Here is a 20175-nt window from a genome sequence, read left to right on the forward strand (position 1 = left end):
TCCGTTCGACTTGCATGTGTTAGGCGCGCCGCCAGCGTTCGTCCTGAGCCAGGATCAAACTCTTTGTAAATGGTATTACAACAACTTTCGTTGTTTTAATCATATAAAAGAATTTGAAACTTAACCTTCAAACGAAATCACTTGCGTTCGTAAAGTACTTTAAGCTTCAAAGAAATTAACTTGATTCTTTGCAATCATCATGATTGTTTGCTTTCATGTTGTTCAATTTTCAAGGTCCTGCGCTTTGTTCACCGAAGTGAACTCGTTTATTATATCACACTGTTTTCAGCTTGTCAAGCACTTTTTTCAAAGTTTTTTAATTTCTTTTTGAAACCGAAGTTTCAATCGAAATCGCTTGTTTTTGGCTTACTTATGAGCTTTTTGAGCTCTCGTGTGTCGCTGTCTCGCTGACAGCTCATATATAATATCATGCTCAAACTGATTTGTCAACACCTTTTTTGAAAAAAATCCAGATTTTTTTCAAAAAAGTGGGAAACTCCCACTTTTTCCCTTATCTATGCGGGTTTTCGAACTTTTCAGTCACTCTTCGATTCTGAGTATTCCTTTCTAAAAGCAAAATAGCTTTGTGCCTCCAACTTTTCTCTTTACTTTTTCTTATCCTGTATGCTATAATAAATGAGTTATTTCTTTTATGTGCCCGTAGCTCAGTTGGATAGAGTGTCAGACTCCGACTCTGAAGGTCGTGCGTTCGAATCGCATCGGGCATACCACACCTGCGGTGAGCATTTCGCGCTCCGCAGGTTTTCTTTTTATTAAACTTTCTTTGCCCGCGTCGTTGATCTTCTCTTTAATAAATACCCCCCTATTCCTGCGGTGAGCATTTTGCGTCCCGCAGATTTTTCTTTTTTAAGCTTCTTTACCTGTGCTGTCGATTTTCTCTTTGATAGATACCCTCTCATTTCTAAGACAAATATTTCCTACACCTCAGTTTTTATTCTCATCCGTAGATAACATAATCCCTAAGTCCCTTTTTGTATTGTTTAGAATCTATTCTCACATTATTCTTAAAAACACCTTATATTTCTCTGGGTACACGCTATAATAGATATATAAGCATTTTACCTGTAAGTAAAAGGAGGGTTAAACTTATGCATCAAAATCTACTGGAAGAACTGAATGCCGGATGCAGCGCTCTTTCCTGGAGCACACTGGATCAAAAACACTTTTGGGGGCGCAACCTCGATTTTAATCGACTTGCCGCAGAAACCAAAGTCACCTATGTTCCCCGTGGCACGGAATATTGTTTTTGTGGAACCTCTCTCGAAAACTCTGAAAATCCACAATGCAAAACAACTTCACTCTATGCTTCTCTGGGTACCGGTCTGCTCACAGAGGGTTGTTCCCCAATTCTCTATGAAGGAATCAATGAAAAAGGATTGATGGGCGGACAGCTTTATTACCGTGGATTTGCCCACTTTGAAGATCAGGTTCGTTCCGGAACACTTCCGCTACAACCACCATTTCTGGTCTATCACATGTTATCACAGTGTTCCAGCGTCAATGAAGTTGTCACAATGCTTCAGAATAACCTCACTTTGCTGAATATTCCTCTCTTCGGAACCGTACCAACTCTGCACTGGTCGTTCAGCGACCGCAGCGGTGAATCCATCGTAATCGAACCGGATAAAACCGGTATCAGCATTTACCGAAACACCATCGGTGTAATGACTAACAGTCCCGGTTATTCCTGGCATCGCTTAAACCTTCTCAACTACGCTGGTATCCGCGATTTGGACTACGATACATTGGAGATAGAGTGTGACCATCTGGAACAGTGCTTCTCCGGAAATGGCGCTCAGGGACTCCCAGGCGACTTTAGTTCCCCTTCCCGATTCATTCGCCTTGCCTTCCTGAAAAAGTTCTGTACAAAAGGCTCTGACGAGCAGGATGGCATTGCAAAGATGTTCCACCTCTTCCAAAGTGCCGTTTTTCCTTTGGGAATGGTTCGCGTCAGCCAACCAGGTCATGTAACCGAACTGGATTCTGATATTGTTCCTTTCGATTACACCATCTACACTTCCATCATGTGTTCTGAGTCTCTCCGCTTTTATTGGACAAGTTATGAAAACCAGCAGATTCAGTATGTCGATTTAAACCATCTTCTTTCCTGTACGCAGCCCAAACAATTTGACTTCCAGCGTACTCCACAGTTTATCTGTCGTTCCTAAAACTTTGCTGCAAAAAAAGAGCTGCTCTAAGAGCAGCTCTTTTTATTTTATCTATTTTACTTTGTCTCTTGTACCTGAGATTCTGTTGCCTCTTTTTTATGTGTAAGGAAAACACCAGCACACAGCGCGGTAAACGGCGCTACCGTCACCAATCCAAATGAACCAATTACTGTATGGATCATCTCTGCCGCTACATGCTTATAGTTTAAAATATTAATCAATGGGGTTCCCTGTGCCATAAATACCATCAGCAAAGCGATATAACCGCCTGAATAAGCCAGCAGCAGAGTGGTCGTCATAGTACCCATCGCCGCACGTCCAACGTTCATGCCCGATTTTACTGCTTCTTTCCACCCGATATCCGGCCTTTTTTCTACAACTTCATAAACTGCCGATGTAATATCTACCGACAGATCCATAATTGCACCGGAAGCACCGATAAAGATGGAAGCCATAAAAATTCTTGTCAGGTTCAAATCCTGATATCCTGCATACAGCAAACTTTCTGAGGAGGACATAACTGCACCGTGTATTTTAAACAGATCGGTAAATACGGCGCCCATGACGCAGGTAACCAGAACACCAAGAAATGTTCCCGAAACTGCCGAAGCACATCTGCGGTCAAATCCATAGACCAGAGCAATAATCAAAAGACTCAGGATCAGGGTAAAAATCAACCCCATCCAGATTGGATTGTATCCCTTCAAATAACTTGGAACCAGAATCTTCCATAAAGCAAGGATAGTAAGCAGGAAGCTGAGTACCGCACGGATACCGGTTCTGCCTGCAAACAGAATCAGGAAAAGAATAAAGATTGCTCCCATGACCAGTTCCATCGGAATTCGATTGTGATCGATCATTGTTACCATCAAAATCTCGTCGCCGTCATAGCTGACTACAACCTGAGCAGTATCCCCAGGGTAAAACATTTTATCCTGCTCCAAAGAACCGTTTAGCATATTGACTCCTTCGGTCTGTTCCCCTTTAAACTTACCGCTGATGATTTCCAGTTTGCATCTCTGTTCTCCCGAACGAACCAAACCGGTATCAATGATCGCACTGTCATCGGTCTCCAAAACTTTTGCGACACACTGATCTGCTTCACGGTAAATCTCCTGATATCCTGTCGGCAGAAAGAACAGGAACAGAATAAACAGAATACATGCCCAAACCGGCGCATTATATTGGATTTTTTCTTTTGTAAAATGATCTTTCATACAAGAAACCCTTTCCCATCACAAAAAAGCGGACGGCAATCCATCCGCTTTTTTGCTTTTGTTTTCAGAAACCTCACAGGAGTGTTTGGAATATCTCTTATTTGATGTCCATCAGGTCTGCCAGTTTGTGGTAGATCTGAGTGTTGTCATAGAATCCACCGAACTGATCCTGTCCAACACCTTTTGCGAATACTGCTACCGGAAGACCTGTGTGGGAGTAAGAAGTAAAGTCGATACCGGATTTGTTGTTGAGCAGGTGGGTAATTGTTACAGACAGTGGTTCATAGGTTCCGTAGAGAACATATTCTTTCTGGTTTTCGGAGTCTGCTTTTTCATCAGCCAGTGTTTTTACGTAAGCATCTTTGAGCAGGCCAATTTCATACTCTGTCAGAACCAGTTTGTCATCTTCTGCGCCGGACATTTTCAGACCAAAGAGTTCTTCAACATCTTTCATCATATCTTCGAAGGAAGTCTGGTTTTCTTTGTATTTTGCAACGTAGTCTGTATCGAATTTAGCGTAAGAAATTTTCTGGTTGGTCAGGTTGGTCAGATAAGTGTCATAGTCTGTACCAGCATAACCGATTGTCAGACCACCGGTTTCATGGTCGCCGGTTACCAGAATCAGAGTTTCGTCTGGATGTTCGTTTGCAAATTCAACTGCTTCATCTACTGCATCAGCCAGAGCGATGGTGTCGTTGATTGCAGAACCAGCATCGTTTGCATGGCAAGCCCAGTCGATTTTACCGCCTTCAACCATCATGAAGAAGCCTTTTTCGTTGTCAGAAAGAACTTCGATACCCTTGTCTACATAATCGGACAGAGCCCATTCACCGTTTGCACGGTCATTTTCATAGGAGATGGAGTCACCATCTGCCAGTTTTTCGCTGATCAGCAGAACTTTTTCATCTTTGTCGCTGATTTTTTCTGCTTCAGCCTGAGTGTTTACTACTTTATATCCAGCTTTTTCTGCTCTGTCATACAGGCTTTCTTTGTCACCGTCAGCACCGTTTGGTTTAAGCAGTGCGCCGCCTGCAAAGTAATCAAAGTCAGAAGCAATCAGTTCTTCACCAATTTCATAGTAGTTGTTTCTGCTTGCCTGATGGCAGTAGAAAGCAGCTGGGGTTGCATGGTTGAGGTTTACAGAAGATACAACACCGATGTCATAGCCTTCATCTCTGAGCTGCTCTGCAATTGTTTCGTATTTTACTGTCATGGTCTCATCCATGTTGATGGTACCGGAGTATGTTTTGTGACCGGTAGAAATGGAAGTTGCTGTAGAAGCAGAGTCTGGGCAGAAAGATGTGGAATCGTAAGTTACTGCGGAACCTGCTACTGGGAAGTTCATAAAGGTCAGTGCTTTGTTGCCGTCCAGGATATCATCGTTATCTGTGTCTGCTACTGCACCCAGATAGTCAGAAGCTGCCTGGAACTGTGGGTAGCTCATACCATCACCGATGAACAGGAATACATATTTTGGTTTTTTGGAAGTAGATGTTGTTGTTTTGTTGCTCAAAACGCGACCGCCGTTTGTCTGCATACCAGATACTGTGGAAGAAATACCTGCAGATTTTACGTCTGGAGATGCAGCATATACACAGCTTAACAGCATGGTACCTGCTACTGCAGCAGCAGCCACTTTCGAAATGATTTTTTTCGCTTTCATAGTACACTCTCCTCATTTTTGTTTGCTTTGTTTCTGCTCCTATATCTTAATAAATTTTTGTAAAAGTCGCATTGTAGAACGCGTTAAAGCTATGTTAAACTATTTACGATTCCGTCACACTTTGGTAAAATATGAACAGAAATGGCAAAAATTCCTTTACTTTCTACCAGACCCATTCTCTTTTGGAGGTGTTTTATGAAACATACCACGCCATTTTTTTACTCTTCCTTTGCCTGCACCGCATCCAACTGTTCTGACAGTTGCTGCATCGGCTGGGAAATTGATATTGATCAAAAGACTGCATCCTATTATCATACACTTTCTCAAAAAGAGGATTTTTCCTTCGGAAAACGCTTAAAAGAAGAAATATCCTATAAAGATATTCCGCACTTCATTTTGACCCCAAATGAACGCTGCCCTTTTTTAAACCACCAAAATCTCTGTGATATCTATATCCATCTTGGAGAAGAACATCTATGTGAAATCTGCACCCAGCATCCCCGATTTCACGAATGGTTCGGCAACTATAAGGAAAGTGGTCTCGGTCTTTGCTGTGAAGAGGCAGCACGTCTTCTTCTTTCTTCTCCTGAACCCTTGACCTTCCGTACCACTGTGATAGAGGAAGAAGAGGATAAAACTCCTTTTGATAAGGTACTCCTTGATCAGCTGCTTTGTCTGAGAAAAGAAATGTTTGCTCTTTTGCAGGACCGAACAAAAACTTTTTCTTCCCGCCTCTCTAATCTCCTTTTCCTTGCTGAGCAGGCACAACAACAGCTTGATAACGGAGATCTTCCTTCTTCATTTTCACAGACACCTTCCTTTTCCACTTTTGGCACCAATCCTGTGGAAAATCTTGATCTTCTCCTTTCCTTTTTGCAGACCCTCGAACCCATCGATCTTGGCTGGCCCGATCGCCTTTCCTGCATTCAAAAGGAACTTCCTGCCCTGTTAAGCAATCGGGAACAATTCCTTTCTGCCCTCCATGAAAGAATGTATGAATATGAACATCTGTGTGTCTATTTTCTCTACCGCTACCTGCTCAAAGCCACTTGGGATGAGGATATCCTTTCCCGCGTAAAATTTGCGATCTTTTCTGTCAGCATAATTTTTCTGTTGGGACTTTATGATTTTTCCAAAAATGGACAATATTCCCTTCTTGATCAAATTCAAAACACCAAAGCATACTCCAAAGAAATCGAGTACTGCGACGAAAATCTGGAATCTGTTTTGGAGCAAAGTTGGAATCTGCCAGCCTTTTCTACCGCTGCACTGATAGATTTGATCTCTGCTCTGTTTTAGACAAAATAAAAAGGACTGCATCTGCAGTCCTTTTTATTTTGTCTTGATTACATTGCCCATCCTTTGCTGCGTTCAACCGCTCTGTGCCAGTCACGCAGCAGCTTTTCCCGACGTTCTGCCTTCATCTGAGACTGGAACACCGTATCACAATTCCATAATTTTCGGATTTCATCAGTATCCTTCCAGACACCCACTGCAAGGCCGGCCAGATAAGCTGCACCCAATGCGGTGGTTTCCCGAATCATCGGTCTGCGAACCTCACAATCCAGCACATCTGCCTGAAACTGCATCAGAAAAGCATCGCGGCTTGCTCCGCCATCCACTTTCAGCTCCCGAATCGACACACCGGTATCCTTTTCCATCGCTTTGACCAGATCATAACTTTGATATGCGATGGATTCCTGCGCTGCACGGATAATATGTTCCCGTTTGGTTCCTCTGGTGATGCCGATGATACATCCGCGCGCATACATATCCCAGTGCGGAGCACCAAGCCCTGTAAATGCCGGAACCAGATAAACTCCTCCGGTATCCTCCACCTTCTGGGCATAATATTCCGCATCCTTTGATTCGTTGATAAAGCGCATCTCGTCACGAATCCACTGAATCACCGCACCGCCGACAAAAACGCTTCCTTCCAGTGCATACTGCACTTTGCCATTCATCCCGATCGCAATGGTCGTGATCAATCCATTTTGACTAAAACATGGCTTATCGCCGGTATTCATCAGCAAAAAGCAGCCTGTTCCATATGTATTTTTGGCCTGTCCCTGTTCAAAACAGCACTGTCCAAACAACGCTGCCTGCTGATCTCCTGCAATTCCTGCAATTGGAATCTCTTCCCCCTGGATAGTGGTATAAGCATAAATTTCGCTGCTGTTTTTTACCTGCGGCAGCATCTGCACCGGAATATCCAGCGCATCCAGCAGTTTCTCGTCCCAGCTTAAGGTATTGATGTTAAACAGCATTGTTCGGGAAGCATTGGTGTAATCGGTAACATGAACCTTTCCACCGCTCAGTTTCCAGATCAGCCAGCTGTCTACCGTTCCAAACAGGATCTCTCCTTTTTTCGCACGTTCTCTGCCCTGCGGTACATGATCCAGAATCCATGCAATCTTGGTGGCAGAAAAATAAGCATCCGGCACCAGACCGGTCGTTTTGCGGATATATTCTTCCAAGCCCTGCTGCTTTAACTGATCAATCCGGTCCGCTGTCCGGCGGCATTGCCAGACAATGGCATTGTATACCGGACGTCCGGTCTTTGCGTCCCAAAGAATGGTTGTTTCCCTCTGATTGGTGATGCCGATTCCCTTGATGTCTTTGACATCCACACCGCTTTGTGCGATTACTTCCATCATCACTGCATACTGTGACGAATAAATCTCCATCGGGTCATGCTCTACCCAACCCTCTTTGGGATAGTGCTGAGTAAATTCCTTCTGCGAAATTCCAATGATATTCTGTTGTTTGTCAAACAGAATTGCCCTCGAACTGGTTGTTCCCTGATCCAGCGCAAGAATATACTGAGCCACAAAATCTCCTCCCGTATTCTTCTTTAGAAAGCTTCCTTAGGAAAACTTTTTCATTGTCAGTCCGACCCAGATTCCCATAATACCATCCACCAAAATGACGCCTCCCAGCACTCTTACCGTGATGACCAGTGCACCAAATGGATTGAGAATCAAAAGTACACCAAGCAGTGCAATCAGTACTGCTGCAAGTAATGCTGCCCGCCATTTTGGGTAACCATATTTTTGCAGCATCATCGCACGCTGTGCTTTGGAAATTCCCTCAATCAGAACAAGCACACCCAGGATAATCGGCAAAATTGCAAAGATACCACCCGGATTTGTAAAAGAAAAGATACCGATTCCCACCAGAATAATTCCCAGAATCAATTCCCAGGTAAACAGAGGAGAGTATTCACGGTTTCTAAAATAGGACACTATTTTTAAAATGCCATAAATTAACGCCACTGCCCCGATTGCGTAGGTAATCACGTTCAAGGATTGCTGCGGAAAAACAAGCAGAAGAAGTCCTGCTATAATACCAATTCCCGCCATAACATATTCGTCTAACTCAATGTGAATAGATTTCATCTTTCATTCCTCCCTGATAGATTTTTCGTTTTCTATCTTTCCCCTTTTTCTGCTTAAAATTACAGCTCAAAGGTATATGCCTGCGCGTTTGCAAGCAGGTTGTCGATCAAATTATCCTCTTTTCTGGAGCGTCCCGAATAACTGCTTACCGGAGCAAAAACACCGCCATGAGATACGATCAAAACGCTTTCATCCTTCTGCTCTTTATCTTTGAGACTGTCCAGAAAATCATATACTCTTTTGTAAAAATCCTGGATATTCTCTGCTTTTTCATAGTGAACATCCGCATTGTAATCCCAAAACTTTCTGGTATCGAATTCTTCCCAGCGCTTTCCCTGAAATTCTCCCATATCACGCTCTGAGATTCTTTCATCGTAGGTAATTGGAACCTTTCTTCCTTCACAAATTACCTGCGCTGTCTGTCTGGCACGCATCAGGGGAGAACAATAGACATGATCAAACTCCATATTGCTTAACAGCTCTGCTGTTTTTTGTGCCTGCTGCAAGCCCTTTTCATTTAATGGAATATCTGCCTTTCCCTGCTGTTTGCCCTGACTGTTCCAGTCAGTTTCTCCATGGCGCACAAATGTCACTTTCATTTTCCATTCCCCCGATAAGAAAAAAAGCGCAGGGCGGTTTCCTGCGCTCTTTCAAAAATCTGATATTTTTTACATTCCGGAACCTTTTTTGGTAAACGGTTTGCCTGCGGCACCTTTGGAATATGGTTTTCCTTTTCTGCCTGCATCAAATGGGCGTCCCGGTCCCCGTGTTCCTCTGCGGTTTTCCTCCCGCATCTGAAAGTTTCTGCCTGCACTTCTGTCAGAAGAAACAAAGGCTGCTTTTTCTACCTGTGGTTTGCGCGGTCTTGCATTTCTGCCCAGAATTTCGTCATCCAGATCGTTTAACAGTTCCGGTGCACCGGAAGAAGCTTTGATTGCATTGCGCAGCATTCCGATTTCTCCCGGGCGAAGCTCTCTCCATTTTCCTGGAGCCAGCATTCCTAATTTAAGCGGACCAATTGCAGTACGTTTCAGTCTTGCTACTTCCAGACCTACTGCTTCACACATCTTTCTGACCTGACGGTTTCTTCCTTCATAGATTACAACCTGCATAACCACTCTGCCAGGTTCCTTTTCCAGAACGGTAACATGGGCAGGACTTGTCTTTTTGCCATCGATCACAACGCCAGTAGAAAGCTGTACTACCTGCGCATCGCTGACATCCGGACGAACCGTTACACGGTAGGTTTTGGATACATGATGACTTGGGTGCATGATCAGGTTTGCAAACTCACCGTCATTGGTAAAGAGCAGCATACCTTCACTGTCCTTGTCCAGTCTGCCAATTGGATAAACTCGCTCCGGTACATCTTCCACAAGCTCCGCTACGCACTTTCTGCCCAGCTCATCGCTCATGGTGGTGACATATCCACGCGGTTTGTGCAGCATGATATAGTACTTTTGGCTGCTCTTCTGGAAATATACCCTTTCGCCGTCGATGGTAACGACATCGCGGTTCGGGTTGATTTTCTGGCCTAATAATGCAGGGCGTCCATTTACCTTGATCTTTCCCTGCTCAATCCATTCTTCAGCTTTTCTGCGGGATACAATTCTCTGCTCCGAAAGAACTTTCTGTATTCTGGTTCCTTTTTCCATTCTAAACTCCTCTTTTACAAAATCGGATCCTTGTTGATATTACTCTTATTGTAAGCGAAAGTATCTGTACTGTCAATCCATTTTGCATCGATACAATCAATCTGTTCTAACTTTTCTTCCCTTGAAAGAGGGGGGCAAATATGGTAAAATAACTGCATAAATCTTTTGATTTGTGACATTATGATTCCTTCTCAATCCTATATTTCCAATCAATCATTTGATATGAAAGGAGCATCCTGCTTTGAAAATACAGGAATCCGGTGAAAACTATCTTGAAACCATCCTGATGCTGGAGCAGAAAAACGGCTCTGTGCGCTCGATTGACATTGCAAATGAACTGGAATTTTCCAAACCAAGTGTCAGCCGCGCCATGAGTATCTTAAAAACTGCCGGCTTTATTACTATGGATAAAAACAATCAGATCCTTCTGACTCCGGAAGGCCGCCAGAAGGCAGAATCGGTTTATGAACGCCATTGTCTGCTCAGCCGTTTTCTGGAAGAAATTCTGGGCGTCGACCACGATACTGCCAGCGCCGATGCCTGCCGCATCGAGCACGTTATCAGCGTCGAAACCTTCCAGAAAATCAAGGAATTCATTCGGGTACATGACCTCAAACAAGGTGAGGAACACAGATGAGATATAATCCCGATCACTGCAAGCGGCTCAAACAAATCGTTGAGCCGCTTTTGTTATGGTACCGCAAGGATCACCGTCAGCTTCCCTGGCGAGATAATCCTTCTCCCTATCGCGTCTGGGTATCGGAGATTATGCTCCAGCAGACCCGCGTGGAAGCGGTAAAACCTTATTTTGAACGATTTCTTCGGGAGCTTCCCACCATTGAGGATCTTGCTGAATGTCCAGAAGAAAAGCTTTTAAAGCTCTGGGAAGGTCTGGGATATTACAGCCGCGTCAGAAATATGCAAAAATGTGCACAGCAGGTCGTTTCGCTCTATCAGGGACAGTTTCCTGCCGACGAATCACTGCTCAAAAAACTGCCCGGCATCGGCGACTATACCGCTGGAGCTGTCGCTTCCATTGCGTTTGATCTTCCCGTCCCTGCTGTGGATGGAAATGTTCTTCGGGTATTGACCCGTGTTCTCTCCTGTGATGAGGATATTACTCTGCCTAAAACCAAGGAAACTTTTCGCCAGCTTTTGCTCGAAGTGGAACCTTCTCCGGGAGCCGGTGATTTCAACCAGTCCTTGATGGAACTGGGTGCTATGGTCTGCCTGCCAAACGGTGCACCACAGTGCCTTGTCTGCCCGCTGTCTTCCCTTTGTCAGGCTCACCTGGAAGGAAAGGAACTTTTCTTTCCAGTAAAGCCTCCTAAAAAAGAACGCAAAATTCAGGAACGAACCCTATTTTTGTTTGATTGTCAAATCGGGACACAGCAGGAAAAATATACCCTTCTCCACCAAAGGGAAGCAAAGGGCGTTCTTGCCGGAATGTGGGAATTTCCTGCTGAGGAATCTGCTCTTTCCAAAGCTCAGGCAGACTGCGCTGCTCACAAACTGTGTTCGTTGATGGGGCTGGATTTTGAAGGCGTCTCTCCTGAAAAACCATCCCGCCACATTTTCACCCACATCGAGTGGAAAATGTCAGCATGGCAGGTTCGTGCTTTTGCAAAAACGCTTCCACAAAATCTGCCGGATGGCTTTCTTCTAATTCCTGCCTCACAGATTGGAGATACAGAACAATCTAACATTGCTTTGCCTTCTGCCTTTAAAGCATATCGAAAGCGCTTTGTTTCCTCTTTTTAATTGCTTTTTCTATATTTCCCGGAAAGGGGAGATTTTTTCATGTCAAACAAATTAAAAGCAGCAAAAGCTGCCTTTCCTCTCACCATTCCCGTTTTATGCGGATATTTTTTTACCGGCATGGCGTTTGGTCTGTTAATGTACAGTGGGGGTTACCCCTGGTACTGGGCTGCCTTGTGCAGTATTTTTATCTATGCCGGTTCCATGCAGTTTGTTGCGGTCAATTTCTTTGCAGGTGGTTTTTCACTGCTGCAGATTGCCCTGATGACCCTTGCAGTCAACATCCGGCACATGTTCTATGGAATCTCCTTTCTTGACCGCTTTTCTAAAATGGGAAAGAAAAAGCCCTATATGATTTTTTCGCTCACCGATGAGACCTATTCTCTCCTGTGCTCAGCAAAAGTTCCCGAAGGTGTAGAAGAAAACTCCTTCTTTTTCTGCATTGCACTTTTTGACCAGCTTTACTGGATTGCTGGAACGCTTGCCGGCTGTGTTGCCGGTGCACTCATCACCTTTGATACCACCGGAATCGATTTTGCCATGACAGCTTTGTTCACCGTCATCCTGGTAGAGCAATTGGAACAAAAGTCAAACCGTTCTCCCGCACTGATTGGTGCTCTTTGTGCCCTTGTGGGACTGATCATGTTTGGTCGTGACAGTTTCCTGATTCCAGCTCTAATCTGCGCTGCGGCAATTTTGCTGATTTCCCGTAAACGTCTAACTGCAAAGGAGGAACAATAATATGGTTTCTTCTATGACGGCACTGCTGATCATCGCAGTCACTGCACTGTTTACTTTTCTGACCCGCGCAGTTCCATTTTTATTCTTTGGCGGCAAAAAAACTTCTCCTCCCTGGATTCTATTTCTCGGCAGAGTACTTCCACCCGCCATCATCGCCATTTTGGTTATCTACTGTCTGCGAAATATTACCCCGACAGCGTCTCCCTTTGGAATCCCCGAAATCATTGCGGTCCTGACAGCGGCAGGACTTCAAAAATATAAACACAACAACCTGCTGAGTATTTTGTGTTCCACAGTGTTATACATGATTATGGTACAGACCATCTTCTCTGCATGATGGCTTTTTGGAAAGGAGAAAGCGGCATGAACAACCAAGGAAAGGTAACAATTTTAATTGAGAACGAGCGCGGTGCCGGATGTACCGAGGAGATGTCCAATGAACATGGTCTTTCCATGCTCATCGAAAAAGGCGATACCCGCATCCTGATGGATACCGGAGCAAGCGGAGCATTTTTTAAAAACGCACAACAGCTTGGGGTTTCACTGGAAGGTCTTAGTGCAATCGTGTTTTCCCATAACCACTACGACCATACCGGAGGCATCCTCACACTGCTCGAAAACTGTCCTGATACACCGATCTATCTTCGTGCCGAAGCAAAACGCCGCTTCTACCGCAAGAAGGACAATCACTTTAACTACCATGGAGAACCTCAGGATACCTTTTTAAGTCAGAACAGCTGCTTTCATTTTATCGACCAGATTTCTGCTGACGTTGAAATTGCTCCGGGATTTTTTATCCTCAACAATCACCTTCACCGCGAAGATTTTTATTGCCATGACCGTCAGCGCTTTTACTATCAGAAGGACGGTGTTCCGGTTCCGGACGATTTCTGCCATGAACAATTTCTCCTCATGCGTGATCCGAATGGTGACACCATCTTTACCTCGTGCAGCCACAACGGAATCATCAATATCATCGATACGGTACGCACTCTCTTCCCACAGGATACCATCCGCTATGTCATTGGCGGCTTCCACCTTAAGGCACACCGCCCTGACCAAAACGGCGTGATGCAGGAAACTATCAACTGCTCACTCGACTTTGCCCATCAGACCGCACGGCATCTTGACCAGCACGTTACCGGACATATCTATACCTGTCACTGTACCGGCGAGGTTGGCTGTTCTGTTCTGGGTGATATTCTCAAGGATAAGATCACCTATGTCCGCACCGGCGATGTGCTGTTTTTATAAGAGCCAGCTTGTCTTCTCTAGAAAAGGAGCCTTCTTATGTCATCCTCTCCGCAATATCTTCAGTTTGTTCTGGAGCAGCTTTCTGATCTTCCTTCCATTGCCTGGCGTCCCATGATGGGAGAATATATCCTGTATTATCAGGATAAGATTATCGGCGGCATCTATGATAACCGCCTTTTGATAAAACCGGTAAAGTCCGCTCTTTCTCTACTGAAAGATCCTGTGTATGAAACTCCTTATCCGGGTGCAAAACAAATGCTGCTGATTCAGCAATTGGAAGACAAAGACTTTTTGACTTCTCTAATCAAAACTATTTATGATGATCTTCCCACCCCAAAGCCAAAGAAGAAAAAGCAGTAAAAAGACCTGTACTGAATAATCAGTACAGGTCTTTTCTTTTGGCTATTTTTGCTCGAGCTCTAAAAGCTTTTGCTTAATCCAGATTCCACCGCCATATCCAACCAATTTTCCGTTTGCACCGATTACTCGATGGCATGGAATCAAAATTGGAATCGGGTTTTTATTGTTCGCCATTCCCACCGCACGGCTTGCCTTTGGATTACCAATTTGAGCCGCTACCTGCCCATAACTCATGGTTTTTCCATAAGGGATGGTACACAGCGCATTCCACACTGATTTCTGAAAATCGGTCCCTTTGGGATTGAGTGGAATGTCAAACTCTTTTCTGTTACCTGCAAAATACTCCGACAGCTCCTGTGCTGCCTTTCGCAGGGTCGGCGTATCTGATTGCTCCACGTTTGCTGGTGTGTCACGTTCAAACAATAGGCGTACAATCTTTCCGTCCTCTTCTTCAAGCAGCAGCTTTCCCAGAACAGACGGTATCATCATACAGTGTTTCATATCGCTTTACTCTTTGATACCAAACAGCTTCCAGGAAAAAGCAAATGGTTCCGGTTTCAGACGGTCTTTTTCCAGACAATCCGGTCCGCAGCTTGCACTTCCCAATCCCATCTGTTTGTAATCAAGGGTCAGGCTGACCAGTTCTTCCTTCTCAAGCTGTGCGCTGTGTGTCGCTTTGGTCAGCTGTTCCTGGCTGTAAGGCAGAGCTGCAAATCCCAGAGTCTTCTCTGTTGCAACGCACAAAGCTGCACCGTTTTCCTTCTTAACCATCAGCCAACGGGTATCTTCGTGGTTTCCGTTTTCCTGTGGAGTAACATAAGGGAAGTAGTTTTCTTCCACCGTTCTGCGGTGAACACCAAATGGATTGCCTTCCTTGCAGTCGGCATAAGTTTCTTCTACACCTCTGCCGTACCAGCAAAGCTGCTGACAAGCATTGTCAAGGCCAAAGCGGAGACCGATTCTTGGCAGACATTCTGGCAGTTTTCCGGTTGGAACACCATTTAACTCGATGGTAACCACACCATTTTTCTCAATGCTATACAGGGTCTGGTACGCAATCTTCCAATCCTTGGAGATTGGTGCACAAACCTGATGGCAGCAGATTAAAACAACTCCATCTTTTTCCTCTACCTCAACACGCTGCACGATATTCTGCACGGTATACACCATTTCGTCTCTCCAGAGTCTCTCGGTGTTGCGGTCATTGTCAACCGGTGCTCTCCAGAGATTTAATGGGTAACCTTTTTCGATGAGCTTATCTGCTCCGACCTGATAACCCGAAATAAATCCGCGCACCCGGTCAAATTCAATTTCAAAGCCCTCTCCCTGAATCAGCAATCTGGAACCTTTTTCACAGACAGAAAGTTCCTGTTTGCCTTCTGCTGGCTGAACTGGCAGCAAAAAGCCTTCCTGTTCTTTGAGTTTTTCCTGCCAGAATGCGCAGTACTGGGAATGATCGTTCCAGCAAAGCTCTCTGGTGTCATAGAAATACAGGCTCAGCAGATATTCGCGTCCATCCTCTGGAATAACAAGTTCACCCTCTGTAAAGAGAGTTACCTCTGCGCTCTCTCCTGCCGGAATTTCACCCAACAAAACTTCCTTTCTGAGCAGAACCGACTCATCCGAAGAAGTTACCTCGGCTTCACAGCGGATGTGTGCAAGACTGATAAAGTCATACGCATTTTCTATTGTAACGCTGCCCTTTTCCTTGTTGTATGCTGTAACACGAACCGGTTCCAACACCTTTTTGAGCTGCTTAAGTCCCGGTGTCGGGCGGCGGTCTGCCTGAACCAGACCATCGCAGCAGAACGAACCGCTGTTTGGCTGATCGTCAAAATCTCCGCCGTAAGCAAATCCGCCATCTACTTTGATGCCGTGGTCTACCCATTCCCATACAAATCCACCCTGAAGGCGTGGATAACGGTTAAAGATTTCCCAGTATTCTTTGAGTCCTCCAGGTCCATTTCCCATTGCGTGAGCATACTCACAAACAACATGTGGTTTTTCCAGAGAGGTATCCCGTCCCAGCAGTTCCAGCTGATGATGTCTTGTGTACATGGTGGAATAAACATCCGCAATCGAAGCATCGCGGTCCTCTTCATAGTGTACCAGTCGGGATGGATCATACTGCTTGATAAAGCGTCCGCTTGCTACAAAGTTTGTGCCAAAGCCGGACTCATTTCCCAAAGACCAGAACAGAACACACGGATGGTTCTTGTCTCGACGAACCATTCTTTCTGCGCGATCCACATAGCTTGCTTCCCAGCGGGTATCGGAGGAAAGTTTGCTCAGTTTTCCTATATGCATCATCTGGTGAGTTTCAACATCGGTCTCTTCCATGACATAGAAGCCATATTCGTCACACAGATCCAGAAAATCAACATACGGAGGATAGTGCGAGGTTCTGATAGCGTTGATATTGTTCTGTTTCATCATGGTAAGGTCAGTTACCATATCCTCGTGGGTAACACAGCGGCCGGTCTCTGGATTCCAGTCATGGCGGTTTACACCTTTGAGTTTAATCGCCTTGCCGTTTACAAAGAATAATCCATCCTTCATTTCGATGGTCCGGAATCCTACTTTCTGGTTGTATACTTCCAGAACATTTCCTTTTCCGTCGCTTAAAATCATCTGCAGATCATACAGTTTTGGCTGTTCTGCTGACCATGGTGTGATACCTGCAAACTCTGTCTGCATCTTTCTGACGACACCGCTGTTTGGCTGTACCTGTGTCTCAACCGAATCTTCCCACATAAGGTGTCCCTGGTCAAACAGTTTTGCTTCCAGAACGACAGTGCTTTCATCGTCATAATGGTTTTCAATCTCAGCCGAAAGGGTAAAAATTCCTTCCCCATTCTGCCAGTGGTATTCGCTTCCGATCCGATAATCGCTTAAATGAACCTTGGTTCGGGAAATCAGGCTGACATCCCGCACGATACCGGATAAAAACCACATATCCTGATTTTCCAGATAGCTTCCATCACAGAACTTGTATACCTTAACTGCCAGCAGGTTTTCCCCATCACAGATCAGGTCGCTGACATCGAACTCTGCGGTAAGATGGGAACCCTGGCTGTAACCAACAAAGTTTCCATTAAGCCAAACATGGTATGCGCTCTCCACTCCGTCAAAGCGCAGCAGATATTCCCTCTGCTCATCCTTCTTTACCTCAAAGCGGTAACGATAAGCGCCAGTCGGATTGTCTGCCGGAAGCTGTGGACGATCTAAAATCGGATAAATACTGATGTCATCGGTGTAGTGCGGCTTGCCAAAACCGTTAAGCTGCCACAATCCCGGAACCGGCATTTTTCCCCAGCTGCTGTCATCATACTGTGGAAAAACCCACTGGTCATCACTGTCAAATGGGCTGTCAAAACCCATAAAATTCCATTGACCGTTTAAAGACCGCAGATTTGCTGTCTCTTTTCGGTAAGCCTCATCCAAGTTGGAGAATCCACAGAGAAACGGACGTGTTTTCAGTCGATTTCTCTGCAGCACTTCCAGATTGTTCCAGTCTGCATCCATATAGGTATACTGCTTGTGCATGAATGTACCTCCCTGCATTTATTTTTCCCGTCAGGCTTTGGAATTTAAATATTTTTCCTGCCGGTTATTTTTCCTTTTCTTCAAACAAAAGTTCTGCTTCAGGCAGTTCCTTTTCACCCTTCTTCGGCAGTTTTAATTCGGTCATCAGGATAGAGATCAGAATGATCAATCCTCCCAAAACCATGTTCACTGTCAGCTTATCATAACCTAAAATCACCGAGAATACTGTTCCAAACAACGATTCGGTTGCCAGGATAATCGCTGCTTTTGCTGATTCGACATGCTGCTGCGCTGTGGTCTGCAAAAAGTAACACAGGCAGGTGCTGAAAATTCCCAAATAAGCAACTGCTGCCATACCGCTTGCGGAACCAAATGCTCCAAAATTGCGGTCGGTCAGCATAAAGGTGATAAATCCTAAAACAGTTGCAACGGCAAACTGTAAAAATACAACAACCTTAGCATCCATCTTCTGTGCCAGAACACCGGTTGTAATAATCTGGCAGGCAAACAGCAATGCACAAAGCAGCGTCAGCAGATCTCCCAGTTTAAACGAAATTCCGGTGGAAAAGTTAAACGACAAAATTCCGATTCCAAGCAGGCATAAAAAGGAAGAAATAAAGATCTTAAGACTCGGACGCTTTTTGCTGATGATCCACCACAAAAATGGTACCATTACAACATTGGATGCGGTAATGAATGCGTTATTGGATGGAGTCGTATATTGTAATCCAACGGTCTGAACATAAAACGCCAAAAACAAAAACAGTCCGATTACGATACCGCCCTTTAAATGTTCCTTTTTCATGTTCGCTTTCAGGTCCTTGTAAAAAACCACGCCAATGATGATGGTCGCAATCGCAAAACGTACGAACATAATAAAAGCGGAACTCAAGTTAGCATCCAGTGCCATCTGAGATGCAACAAATCCAGACCCCCAGATAATTGCAACCAGAAGCAGCGAAATGTTGCTCAGCACCTGTATTTTTTGTTTACCCATTGCTCTTTCTCCTTCTATCCTAAAAAAATTATGAATGGGCAAGCTGATATTTTTCAAGCCAGCCCGATTTGTGATAATATATCAGCATGGTCAGCGCGCTGGTAAGCCATGTCAGAGAATATCCCAGAAAAACGATGATGATGCTGTGTGCAAACGGCATAGCAAGCGTAATCCAAATCATGCGCAGGACACACATATTTCCGATCAGAGCAAGCATCGGAACCATTGAGATACCTGCACCTCTGACAACACCACAATAGGTGTGTGCAATTGCAAGGCACAGATATCCCGGAACCAGAAAATGCATCATCTGTGTTGCATAGTGCAGCACCTGTGTATCCGACGAAAAGACCTTTAACAGATTTCCGCCAAACAAAAACAGTACAACTGAAATCACTATGGTAACTGCACAGGACATCTTCAGGCAGGTGTTGGCACCTTTTTTCACGCGCTCATAGTTTTTCGCACCGACATTTTGTCCGGTAAAGGTTGTAATTGCCATGGAAAAGCTCATAACCGGCAGGATGGCAAACCCATCAATCTTGGTATAAGCACTGCATCCCGCTACTGCTGCGGCTCCAAAGCTGTTGATATTGTACTGCACAATAATGTTGGAAAATGAAATAACCGCATTTTGGATTCCGCCCGGCAGACCAATCCGGATGGTTTCCAGCAGAACATCCTTATGAAAACGAATCTCTTTCAAAACCAACCGATAGCTTTCCCTGCTCATCGAAAGACGAATCAAAACAAGGCAGGCAGAGATCACCTGTGCAATCAAAGTTGCCCAAGCCACCCCTGCAACACCCATTTGTACTTTGATAACAAAAACAAGGTCCAGAATAATGTTGACCACACTGGATACAATCAGAAAATACAGCGGCGATTTGGAATCTCCCACTGCACGCAGGATTCCCGATCCCATGTTGTAGATCATCAGCGCTATGATTCCCATAAAATAGATCTGTAAATAGGTAATCGAACCTTCCATAACTTCGCTTGGCGTGTTCATCCATTGCAGAATTTGAGGTGAAAACAAAACGCCAATTGCACCCATCACAACACCGGAAACCAGACACAATGCAATGGTGGTATGCACTCCATCATGCACCCCTTTGTCATCCTGCGCGCCAAAAAATCGCGCAATTACAACACCGGCACCGGTTCCCAGTCCGGTGAACAGACCAACCAGAAGGTTAATGATCGGCGTACTTGCACCTACTGATGCCAATGCGTTTGCACCAATATAGTTTCCAACAACGATCGAGTCTACCGTGTTGTAAAACTGCTGAAACAAATTTCCAAGCAGCAAGGGAAGCGCAAACCAAAACAGCTGCTTCCAGATCACACCCTCGGTCATCAGTCCCTTGTTTTCTTTCATATAACCACTCTCTTTC

Annotated in this window: 19 protein-coding genes, 1 tRNA gene and 1 rRNA gene; 9 read left to right on the plus strand and 12 right to left on the minus strand. The window is 44.8% G+C overall.

Annotation, left to right across the window (positions count from 1 at the left end; all coding sequences use genetic code 11):
- A 16S ribosomal RNA gene (locus tag BQ5375_RS01415) occupies positions 1 to 70 on the minus strand; the annotation flags it as partial.
- A gap of 584 nt (positions 71 to 654) precedes the next feature.
- On the opposite strand from BQ5375_RS01415, the gene BQ5375_RS01420 reads away from it, so the two are divergent.
- Positions 655 to 731: transfer RNA gene (locus BQ5375_RS01420), tRNA-Arg, on the plus strand.
- A 378-nt stretch (positions 732 to 1109) separates the two neighbouring features.
- Complete coding sequence (locus tag BQ5375_RS01425) at positions 1110 to 2189, plus strand: linear amide C-N hydrolase (RefSeq protein WP_022131569.1); 1080 nt, start codon at positions 1110 to 1112, stop codon at positions 2187 to 2189.
- Between the two features lie 56 nt (positions 2190 to 2245).
- Here BQ5375_RS01425 and BQ5375_RS01430 read toward each other — a convergent pair whose 3' ends face one another.
- Entirely contained in the window at positions 2246 to 3406 is a 1161-nt protein-coding gene (locus tag BQ5375_RS01430; RefSeq protein WP_076917328.1) for a YibE/F family protein, read from the minus strand.
- Positions 3407 to 3503: 97 nt separating this feature from the next.
- Positions 3504 to 5069, minus strand: a complete 1566-nt coding sequence (locus tag BQ5375_RS01435) for an alkaline phosphatase (protein ID WP_022131571.1) — start codon at positions 5067 to 5069, stop codon at positions 3504 to 3506.
- A 195-nt stretch (positions 5070 to 5264) separates the two neighbouring features.
- Here BQ5375_RS01435 and fliB point away from each other — a divergent pair, with 195 nt between their 5' ends.
- Positions 5265 to 6368, plus strand: coding sequence for a flagellin lysine-N-methylase (gene fliB / locus BQ5375_RS01440; protein WP_022131572.1), 1104 nt, complete (start codon positions 5265 to 5267; stop codon positions 6366 to 6368).
- Between the two features lie 47 nt (positions 6369 to 6415).
- On the opposite strand, the gene glpK is transcribed toward fliB, so the two are convergent.
- From glpK to BQ5375_RS14295, 5 genes are all read right to left on the minus strand, one after another.
- The gene (gene glpK, locus BQ5375_RS01445) at positions 6416 to 7900 is read right to left on the minus strand and encodes a glycerol kinase GlpK (RefSeq protein WP_022131573.1); all 1485 of its coding nucleotides are present in this window, start codon (positions 7898 to 7900) and stop codon (positions 6416 to 6418) included.
- Positions 7901 to 7936: 36 nt separating this feature from the next.
- The gene (locus BQ5375_RS01450; protein ID WP_022131574.1) at positions 7937 to 8467 is read right to left on the minus strand and encodes an HdeD family acid-resistance protein; all 531 of its coding nucleotides are present in this window, start codon (positions 8465 to 8467) and stop codon (positions 7937 to 7939) included.
- Positions 8468 to 8526: 59 nt separating this feature from the next.
- Complete coding sequence (locus BQ5375_RS01455) at positions 8527 to 9066, minus strand: histidine phosphatase family protein (RefSeq protein ID WP_022131575.1); 540 nt, start codon at positions 9064 to 9066, stop codon at positions 8527 to 8529.
- Positions 9067 to 9135: 69 nt separating this feature from the next.
- Entirely contained in the window at positions 9136 to 10122 is a 987-nt protein-coding gene (locus BQ5375_RS01460) for a pseudouridine synthase (RefSeq protein ID WP_076917329.1), read from the minus strand.
- Between the two features lie 14 nt (positions 10123 to 10136).
- A complete protein-coding gene (locus BQ5375_RS14295; protein WP_022131577.1) occupies positions 10137 to 10301 on the minus strand; it encodes a hypothetical protein in 165 nt (54 codons plus the stop codon).
- A gap of 68 nt (positions 10302 to 10369) precedes the next feature.
- On the opposite strand from BQ5375_RS14295, the gene BQ5375_RS01465 reads away from it, so the two are divergent.
- From BQ5375_RS01465 to BQ5375_RS01490, 6 genes are read left to right on the plus strand one after another with little or no spacing between them, the layout of a single operon-like run.
- Positions 10370 to 10759: a metal-dependent transcriptional regulator gene (locus BQ5375_RS01465; protein ID WP_205409028.1), complete on the plus strand. Its 390-nt coding sequence runs from the start codon at positions 10370 to 10372 to the stop codon at positions 10757 to 10759.
- Positions 10756 to 11883, plus strand: coding sequence for an A/G-specific adenine glycosylase (mutY, locus tag BQ5375_RS01470; RefSeq protein ID WP_022131579.1), 1128 nt, complete (start codon positions 10756 to 10758; stop codon positions 11881 to 11883). Before BQ5375_RS01465 ends, mutY begins: the two co-directional genes overlap by 4 nt.
- 39 nt (positions 11884 to 11922) lie before the next feature.
- Positions 11923 to 12621 (plus strand): AzlC family ABC transporter permease, encoded by a 699-nt coding sequence (locus tag BQ5375_RS01475; RefSeq protein WP_022131580.1) that lies wholly within the window; start codon positions 11923 to 11925, stop codon positions 12619 to 12621.
- Position 12622: 1 nt separating this feature from the next.
- Positions 12623 to 12958, plus strand: a complete 336-nt coding sequence (locus tag BQ5375_RS01480) for a branched-chain amino acid transporter permease (protein WP_022131581.1) — start codon at positions 12623 to 12625, stop codon at positions 12956 to 12958.
- Positions 12959 to 12984: 26 nt separating this feature from the next.
- The gene (locus tag BQ5375_RS01485) at positions 12985 to 13875 is read left to right on the plus strand and encodes an MBL fold metallo-hydrolase (RefSeq protein ID WP_022131582.1); all 891 of its coding nucleotides are present in this window, start codon (positions 12985 to 12987) and stop codon (positions 13873 to 13875) included.
- Positions 13876 to 13911: 36 nt separating this feature from the next.
- The gene (locus BQ5375_RS01490; RefSeq protein ID WP_022131583.1) at positions 13912 to 14235 is read left to right on the plus strand and encodes a TfoX/Sxy family protein; all 324 of its coding nucleotides are present in this window, start codon (positions 13912 to 13914) and stop codon (positions 14233 to 14235) included.
- A 42-nt stretch (positions 14236 to 14277) separates the two neighbouring features.
- Here BQ5375_RS01490 and BQ5375_RS01495 read toward each other — a convergent pair whose 3' ends face one another.
- The 4 genes from BQ5375_RS01495 to BQ5375_RS01510 all read right to left on the minus strand — a co-directional run bounded on the left by BQ5375_RS01495 (position 14278) and on the right by BQ5375_RS01510 (position 20159).
- Positions 14278 to 14736, minus strand: coding sequence for a methylated-DNA--[protein]-cysteine S-methyltransferase (locus BQ5375_RS01495; protein WP_022131584.1), 459 nt, complete (start codon positions 14734 to 14736; stop codon positions 14278 to 14280).
- A gap of 6 nt (positions 14737 to 14742) precedes the next feature.
- A complete protein-coding gene (locus BQ5375_RS01500; protein ID WP_022131585.1) occupies positions 14743 to 17781 on the minus strand; it encodes a glycoside hydrolase family 2 TIM barrel-domain containing protein in 3039 nt (1012 codons plus the stop codon).
- A 64-nt stretch (positions 17782 to 17845) separates the two neighbouring features.
- A complete protein-coding gene (locus tag BQ5375_RS01505; RefSeq protein ID WP_022131586.1) occupies positions 17846 to 18778 on the minus strand; it encodes a DMT family transporter in 933 nt (310 codons plus the stop codon).
- Between the two features lie 28 nt (positions 18779 to 18806).
- A complete protein-coding gene (locus BQ5375_RS01510; RefSeq protein ID WP_022131587.1) occupies positions 18807 to 20159 on the minus strand; it encodes an MATE family efflux transporter in 1353 nt (450 codons plus the stop codon).
- Between the last annotated feature and the right edge of the window lie 16 nt (positions 20160 to 20175).

It is taken from the genome of Negativibacillus massiliensis (assembly GCF_900148495.1).
GTDB lineage: Bacteria > Bacillota > Clostridia > Oscillospirales > Ruminococcaceae > Negativibacillus > Negativibacillus massiliensis.

Coding starts and splice junctions, on each gene's coding strand:
- BQ5375_RS01480 (WP_022131581.1), top strand. CDS start 12,623: ATGGTTTCTTCTATGACGGCACTGCTGATCATCGCAGTCACTGCACTG.
- BQ5375_RS01495 (WP_022131584.1), bottom strand. CDS start 14,736: ATGAAACACTGTATGATGATACCGTCTGTTCTGGGAAAGCTGCTGCTT.
- fliB (WP_022131572.1), top strand. CDS start 5,265: ATGAAACATACCACGCCATTTTTTTACTCTTCCTTTGCCTGCACCGCA.
- BQ5375_RS14295 (WP_022131577.1), bottom strand. CDS start 10,301: ATGTCACAAATCAAAAGATTTATGCAGTTATTTTACCATATTTGCCCC.
- BQ5375_RS01485 (WP_022131582.1), top strand. CDS start 12,985: ATGAACAACCAAGGAAAGGTAACAATTTTAATTGAGAACGAGCGCGGT.
- BQ5375_RS01510 (WP_022131587.1), bottom strand. CDS start 20,159: ATGAAAGAAAACAAGGGACTGATGACCGAGGGTGTGATCTGGAAGCAG.
- BQ5375_RS01505 (WP_022131586.1), bottom strand. CDS start 18,778: ATGGGTAAACAAAAAATACAGGTGCTGAGCAACATTTCGCTGCTTCTG.
- BQ5375_RS01455 (WP_022131575.1), bottom strand. CDS start 9,066: ATGAAAGTGACATTTGTGCGCCATGGAGAAACTGACTGGAACAGTCAG.
- BQ5375_RS01460 (WP_076917329.1), bottom strand. CDS start 10,122: ATGGAAAAAGGAACCAGAATACAGAAAGTTCTTTCGGAGCAGAGAATT.
- mutY (WP_022131579.1), top strand. CDS start 10,756: ATGAGATATAATCCCGATCACTGCAAGCGGCTCAAACAAATCGTTGAG.
- BQ5375_RS01490 (WP_022131583.1), top strand. CDS start 13,912: ATGTCATCCTCTCCGCAATATCTTCAGTTTGTTCTGGAGCAGCTTTCT.
- BQ5375_RS01435 (WP_022131571.1), bottom strand. CDS start 5,069: ATGAAAGCGAAAAAAATCATTTCGAAAGTGGCTGCTGCTGCAGTAGCA.
- BQ5375_RS01500 (WP_022131585.1), bottom strand. CDS start 17,781: ATGCACAAGCAGTATACCTATATGGATGCAGACTGGAACAATCTGGAA.
- BQ5375_RS01425 (WP_022131569.1), top strand. CDS start 1,110: ATGCATCAAAATCTACTGGAAGAACTGAATGCCGGATGCAGCGCTCTT.
- BQ5375_RS01450 (WP_022131574.1), bottom strand. CDS start 8,467: ATGAAATCTATTCACATTGAGTTAGACGAATATGTTATGGCGGGAATT.
- BQ5375_RS01430 (WP_076917328.1), bottom strand. CDS start 3,406: ATGAAAGATCATTTTACAAAAGAAAAAATCCAATATAATGCGCCGGTT.
- BQ5375_RS01475 (WP_022131580.1), top strand. CDS start 11,923: ATGTCAAACAAATTAAAAGCAGCAAAAGCTGCCTTTCCTCTCACCATT.